General features: G+C 57.3%; 6 protein-coding genes. 4 read left to right on the top strand and 2 right to left on the bottom strand.

Annotation, left to right across the window (positions count from 1 at the left end):
* Positions 1-409 precede the first annotated feature (409 nt).
* Positions 410-1,192 carry a 3'(2'),5'-bisphosphate nucleotidase CysQ gene (gene cysQ / locus AC221Y_RS19375; protein WP_299752070.1) on the bottom strand — a complete coding sequence of 261 codons (783 nt, stop codon included), beginning with the start codon at positions 1,190-1,192 and terminating at the stop codon, positions 410-412.
* A 147-nt stretch (positions 1,193-1,339) separates the two neighbouring features.
* Here cysQ and AC221Y_RS19370 point away from each other — a divergent pair, with 147 nt between their 5' ends.
* Together AC221Y_RS19370 and AC221Y_RS19365 are read left to right on the top strand one after the other, a co-directional pair.
* Complete coding sequence (locus tag AC221Y_RS19370; RefSeq protein ID WP_486708079.1) at positions 1,340-2,161, top strand: ABC transporter permease; 822 nt, start codon at positions 1,340-1,342, stop codon at positions 2,159-2,161.
* Entirely contained in the window at positions 2,158-2,808 is a 651-nt protein-coding gene (locus tag AC221Y_RS19365) for a hypothetical protein (RefSeq protein WP_299752018.1), read from the top strand. The genes AC221Y_RS19370 and AC221Y_RS19365 overlap by 4 nt, the downstream gene beginning before the upstream one ends.
* Here AC221Y_RS19365 and AC221Y_RS19360 read toward each other — a convergent pair.
* Entirely contained in the window at positions 2,786-3,415 is a 630-nt protein-coding gene (locus AC221Y_RS19360) for an alpha-ketoglutarate-dependent dioxygenase AlkB family protein (protein ID WP_486708078.1), read from the bottom strand. The genes AC221Y_RS19365 and AC221Y_RS19360 overlap by 23 nt on opposite strands.
* A gap of 184 nt (positions 3,416-3,599) precedes the next feature.
* On the opposite strand from AC221Y_RS19360, the gene dnaK reads away from it, so the two are divergent.
* Together dnaK and AC221Y_RS19350 are read left to right on the top strand one after the other, a co-directional pair.
* Complete coding sequence (gene dnaK, locus AC221Y_RS19355) at positions 3,600-5,510, top strand: molecular chaperone DnaK (protein WP_299752023.1); 1,911 nt, start codon at positions 3,600-3,602, stop codon at positions 5,508-5,510.
* Positions 5,511-5,584: 74 nt separating this feature from the next.
* On the top strand, positions 5,585-5,844 hold a 260-nt coding region (locus AC221Y_RS19350; protein ID WP_486708077.1), incomplete at its 3' end, for a DnaJ domain-containing protein.

The following is a 5,844-nucleotide window of genomic DNA, read 5'->3' as shown; positions in this document are numbered from 1 at the left end:
GTATCCACCGATTCGGCGCACAACTGGAAGCTGATGCAGGTGCGACCGCGAACATGTCCCATGCACACAGCAGCGCCGGTGTGGTTCAAAGCTGCGGCGTCATAGTGCAGTCAGAGCGGCTCTGGCGCATGCCTCCTCGTCGATAGGCGCAACCAGGTCGCCTCCCGCAAGGGCAAGGTCGGCCTTGGGTGTTTGCGAAATGATCGGTTCCGCGCAGATTTCGGTTTTGATGAACGGACGCGCAGGATGATCGACTAAGCCCGAAAGCCCGTCTTCGTCGGCTGCGATGACAATCTCAAAAGTGGAGCAGTCCAGTTACGCAAGCACCGTCAGGCACCGCCGAAGCCAATCGGGCTGTTGATGGCCGGCAACGATGACGCTGACTGGGATCATCCGCCGCCTTCATGGCCTACTCCGGCTGTAGATCGACGGTGGGCGCATAGGCGAGAAAATGCGGATTTCGGAAGTCTGCCTTGCCGTAAGCCAACGGCTTCAGCGTCGTCCGATCGACAACAGCGCCTCCGGCCCCGCGCAGAACTGCGTCGCCTGCGGCCGTGTCCCACTCCATCGTTGGTCCAAGGCGCGGATAGAAGTCGGCCTCGCCCACGGCAACCAGACAGAATTTCAGCGAAGACCCCGCCGCAACGCTGTCGGCCACCTGGTAGCGGTCGATGTAGGCTTCAAGTTCCGGGCTTCGATGCGATTTTGAGGCGACGATGCGCAAGGCGGCATTATTTGCCGTGCTGACGCGGATCGGCGTTGTTGGACCGGGCACATCCTTGGTGAAGTCGCCGGCCTCTTCCACGGCGGCGCCTGTTGCTGTGGTGTAAAACAGACGCCCCTTGGCGGGCGCATAAACGATGCCAAGCGTTGGAACGCCGTCTTCGACCATCGCGATATTGACGGTGAAGTCTCCTCGGCGCTGGACGAATTCCTTGGTCCCGTCGAGAGGATCAACGATCAGAAAAGTCGAAACCGATAGATTGTGCGTGTCCGATTGCTCTTCGGTCACCAGTGGGATGTCGGGGAACGCAGCGCGCAGCCCGGCAGAAATCACGCGATCGGCGGCCTCATCGGCTTCGGTCACCGGGCTTTCATCAGACTTCGAACGCACACCGAAATCATCGCGGCCGTAGACCTCGAGGATAGCCTCCCCACCCAAAAGCGCGAGCCGCCGGAATGTTGCAACCATGTCAGGCCGGTCAAAATCCGCCACCGGGCATCCCTTCAGTCTGGAAAAACACGTCTTGGCAGCGTTATGCTGCGCCTGCGGGGCAACGACAAGAGCCGACGGCGCAAAGGCACCGCGACTTTGGGCAACATGCAAGCGGGACAAAAAATGTTTCAGACGGAAAGCAGAACATCGCTGGCGCATGGCGCAGCCACGATTCTGGTGCTGGTCTTCCACAACACTGTACGTTCGATCAGAAAGACGCATCGCGATGCGACCGTCGCAATCCTCTACAATATTTTGCAGACGGTGATCATGGTCGGGGCATTTTTCGTCCTTCTCGACGTGTTGGGGCTTCGTGGGAACGCGATCCGGGGGGATTTCCTGCTGTATGTGATGTCCGGCATCTTTGTCTTCATGACGCACGTCAAATCGGTTGGCGCTGTTATGGGCTCGGAAGGGCCAACGTCGCCGATGATGCAGCACCGGCCGATGAACCAGGTTATTGCGGTCTGCGCCTCGGCCCTCGGCGCGTTTTATATTCAGATCGTCTCAATGATCGCGATTTTGGTGGTGTATCACCTTGTCTGGACCCCGATCGAGATAGCGCAACCTTTTGGCGCTTGCATGATGCTGGTGCTGGCGTGGTTTTCGGGGTGCGCGGTTGGCATGGTCTTGCTGGCGCTTAAGCCGTGGCTGCCAAAAGGGACGGCCATCATCATGCAGATATACTCGCGGGCAAACATGTTTGCCTCGGGAAAAATGTTCGTGGCCAACACGCTCCCAGCGCATATGGTGGCGATGTTCGCATGGAATCCTCTGTTTCACATCATTGATCAGGGCAGAGGATTTATATTTTTGAACTATAATCCGATGAAATCGTCGCTGATGTATCCGCTGTGGGTCTCACTTGTGCTGCTCGCCATCGGGATCATCGGTGTGTTCTATACGTCACGGCGCGCATCGCTAAGCTGGGACGCGGCAAGGTGATTCGGGCGATTTGCCTGTTGCTGGCGCTGACCGGCCCGGCGGTCGCCTCGCAACACAGTTGGCCGGCGCTTCATGATGTGATCGGCGTTTTGGACAACGACGTTCTGAACGTTCGCTCGGACCCGGATAGGGCGGGAGACGTGCTGACCACCCTGCCCTCGGATACGTCTGATATCGAAGTGATCCGCCCAAACGACGATCTGACATGGGGTCTTGTGAACGTCAACGAGGGCATCGGCTGGGTGTCTTTGACGTACCTTGCGCGGCAAACGAAACAGCCGCAACCAGCGTTCCCGGCCATAACCCAGTGTTTCGGCACAGAGCCTTTCTGGTCGACTACTTTTGACGACCCCGCTGTCTTATTGTCGATGCCAGATGTGCCGGTCGCCGAGGGCTTTATCTCAGGAGTTTTCGCCTCAAAGTCGCAGCGCGATCGGTATTTTTACCGTGGTGGTCTTATGTCGCCAGACGCAGGGCCAATCGATGTGACGCTGTCGATCCGGATGCGGGCCTGTCGCGACGGCATGTCTGACCGCGCTTATGGGATCGAAGTGGATATGCTGGTGTCTGACAATGCCCTGGACAACGGCTTCCGCGAGCCCGGTCTTTATTCGGGCTGCTGCACTATTGCGCCACCCGCAGAGTGACGTTGATCCGGCCGCCATCCGGCAATAAATCGGATGCTCCGAATTGGATGCGGTCGATACCGTGAAATGCCAGCCGAGCGTGACCTGACAGTACAGCCACATCGCCGGAAGCAAGCCAACGGCTTTTCGTCGGGTCTTTGCGATCCTTGCCGCCGACCCGAAAGAGCCCTGGATCGCCAAGCGAGATCGACACCACTGGCCAGTGAAGATCCGCTTCGTCCTTATCCTGATGAAGCCCCATCCTTGCGCCCTCGCCGTAGAAATTCACCAGACAGCTATCGGGGTCAGTGTCACTGCCGGACACTGCCCGCCAGACGTCTAGAATTGATGCGGGAATATCCGGCCACGCGCCGCCACCGGCGTGACGGTCCGCGTAGCGATAGCCTGAACTATCTATCATCCAGCCGACCGCACCTGCCGCCGTCATGCGCACACTCATCTTACGCCCGCCGGGACTCTGATACTGGCGAAATGGTGCCGCGCGGGCGACTGCGCGCAGATTTTCAAGCATGCCGGCCTGCGCCGTCAAATCGAGCCAGCCGGGCCAGATCTGTGCGCCATTAAGATCGACAGGTTGGCTAGGTGTTGCGTTAAACAGATCAGGCATTCACATAATTCCGGAAATTTAGGTCCAAATCACAGCGTTCGACCGCTTGCAGGCTCATATTCACCCACCTATATACCCCACGAAGCCGTGATAACCCGATAGGGGAGTCACATTCCTTGGGATGGGGCCTGAGGTGCCATAATGGGCCAGAGCCCCAACAATCGCCAGAATAGAGGATTTGAGCATGGGTAAAGTAATCGGTATTGACCTTGGTACGACAAACAGCTGCGTCGCTATCATGGACGGCAGCCAGCCGCGGGTCATCGAAAACGCAGAAGGCGCACGCACGACACCGTCGATCGTCGCTTTCACAGACAGCGAGCGTCTCGTTGGCCAGCCTGCAAAACGTCAGGCCGTCACCAACCCTGAAAACACCATCTTTGCGGTGAAGCGCCTGATCGGGCGCCGGGTCGACGACGCTGAAGTCGCTAAAGACAAAGACATCATGTCTTACGAAATCGTCGATGGTGGCAACGGCGACGCATGGGTGCAGGCGGGCGACAAGAAGTATTCGCCGTCGCAGGTATCTGCATTCATACTGCAAAAGATGAAAGAAACCGCCGAGAGCTATCTTGGTGAAGAGGTCACGCAAGCCGTTATCACGGTCCCGGCCTATTTCAACGATGCTCAGCGTCAGGCGACGAAAGACGCCGGTAAGATCGCGGGCCTTGAAGTCCTGCGAATTATCAACGAGCCGACCGCGGCGGCCCTTGCCTATGGTCTCGACAAGAAAGAGACCAAGACTATCGCGGTCTATGACCTTGGCGGCGGCACGTTCGACATCACCATTCTGGAAATCGACGACGGTCTGTTCGAAGTTAAATCTACCAACGGCGACACGTTCCTTGGCGGCGAAGATTTCGACATGCGTATCGTGAACTACCTTGCTGCTGAGTTCAAAAAGGAACACGGCGCGGATCTGACGAAGGACAAGATGGCGCTTCAGCGTCTGAAAGAAGCGGCTGAAAAGGCCAAGATCGAATTGTCGTCGTCCAGCCAGACAGAGATTAACCAGCCGTTCATCTCGATGAACAAAGATACCGGTCAGCCGCTGCACATGGTCATGAAGCTGACCCGTGCAAAGCTGGAAAGCCTTGTGTCTGATCTGATCAAGAACTCAATCAAGCCATGTCAGGCTGCTTTGAAAGATGCCGGCCTGTCCACGTCGGACATTGACGAAATTGTTCTTGTTGGTGGTATGACCCGGATGCCGCGCGTTGTTGAAGAAGTAACCAAGTTCTTCGGTAAAGAACCACACAAGGGCGTGAACCCGGACGAAGTGGTTGCGCTGGGCGCCGCCATTCAGGCCGGTGTTCTGCAAGGCGACGTGAAGGATGTGGTCCTTCTTGACGTCACGCCATTGTCGCTAGGTATCGAGACACTGGGCGGTGTCTTCACGCGCTTGATCGACCGCAACACAACGATCCCGACGAAGAAGTCGCAGATCTTCTCAACTGCGGAAGACAACCAGAATGCCGTGACTTTGCGTGTGTTCCAAGGTGAGCGTGAAATGGCTACGGACAACAAGATGCTGGGCCAGTTCAACCTTGAGAGTATCCCGCCTGCGCCACGCGGCCTGCCGCAGATCGAAGTGACTTTTGACATCGACGCCAACGGCATCGTTGAGGTCACCGCGAAAGACAAAGGCACCGGCAAAGAGCATAAGATCACGATCCAAGCCTCGGGCGGTCTGTCTGATGAGGATATCGAAAAGATGGTCCAAGACGCTGAGGCTAATGCCGAGGCTGATAAGGATCGCAAAGATCTTGTCGAAGCCAAGAACGCGGCGGAAAGTCTCATCCACTCGACTGAAAAGGCGATGGAAGAGCATAAAGACAAGGTTGATCCAACGACGATCGAAGTCATCGAACTGGCCATTGCCAACCTGACCGAGCAGATGGAAACCGAAGACGCGGGCAAAATCCGCGGCGGCATCCAGAACGTGACGGAATCGGCAATGAAACTTGGCGAAGCGATCTACAAGTCGCAGCAAGAAGCTTCGGGCGAGGCTGATCCAGATGAGGAAACGCGCGGCGTAGACGACGACATCGTTGATGCCGACTTCGAAGACCTCGACGACGACAAGCGCGCCTAAAGGCGACACGACGAACGCGAGGGCCGGCCTGACCCGTTCAGGCCGGCTCTCGCGTTGCAAAGGAACGACATCAGATGGCAAAGCGTGATTATTACGAGATTCTTGGGGTCTCGAAGGGCGCGTCGGCTGACGAGATCAAGAAGGGCTATCGCCAGAAGGCGAAAGAGCTTCATCCCGACCGCAACTCCGATAACCCTGAAGCCGAAGCACAGTTCAAAGAAGCGAATGAGGCCCATGAAGTTCTGAAGGACGCCGATAAAAAGGCGGCCTACGACCGATTTGGTCACGCGGCCTTTGAAGGCGGCGGGCGTCAGGGCGGCTTTGGTGGCGGCGG

The sequence above is a fragment of the Boseongicola sp. genome (assembly GCF_057460485.1).
Note: the sequence above shows the minus strand (reverse complement) of the source record. Positions and strands in the feature narration are given on the sequence as shown.

Coding starts and splice junctions, on each gene's coding strand:
- cysQ (WP_299752070.1), bottom strand. CDS start 1,192: ATGGTTGCAACATTCCGGCGGCTCGCGCTTTTGGGTGGGGAGGCTATC.
- AC221Y_RS19370 (WP_486708079.1), top strand. CDS start 1,340: ATGTTTCAGACGGAAAGCAGAACATCGCTGGCGCATGGCGCAGCCACG.
- AC221Y_RS19360 (WP_486708078.1), bottom strand. CDS start 3,415: ATGCCTGATCTGTTTAACGCAACACCTAGCCAACCTGTCGATCTTAAT.
- dnaK (WP_299752023.1), top strand. CDS start 3,600: ATGGGTAAAGTAATCGGTATTGACCTTGGTACGACAAACAGCTGCGTC.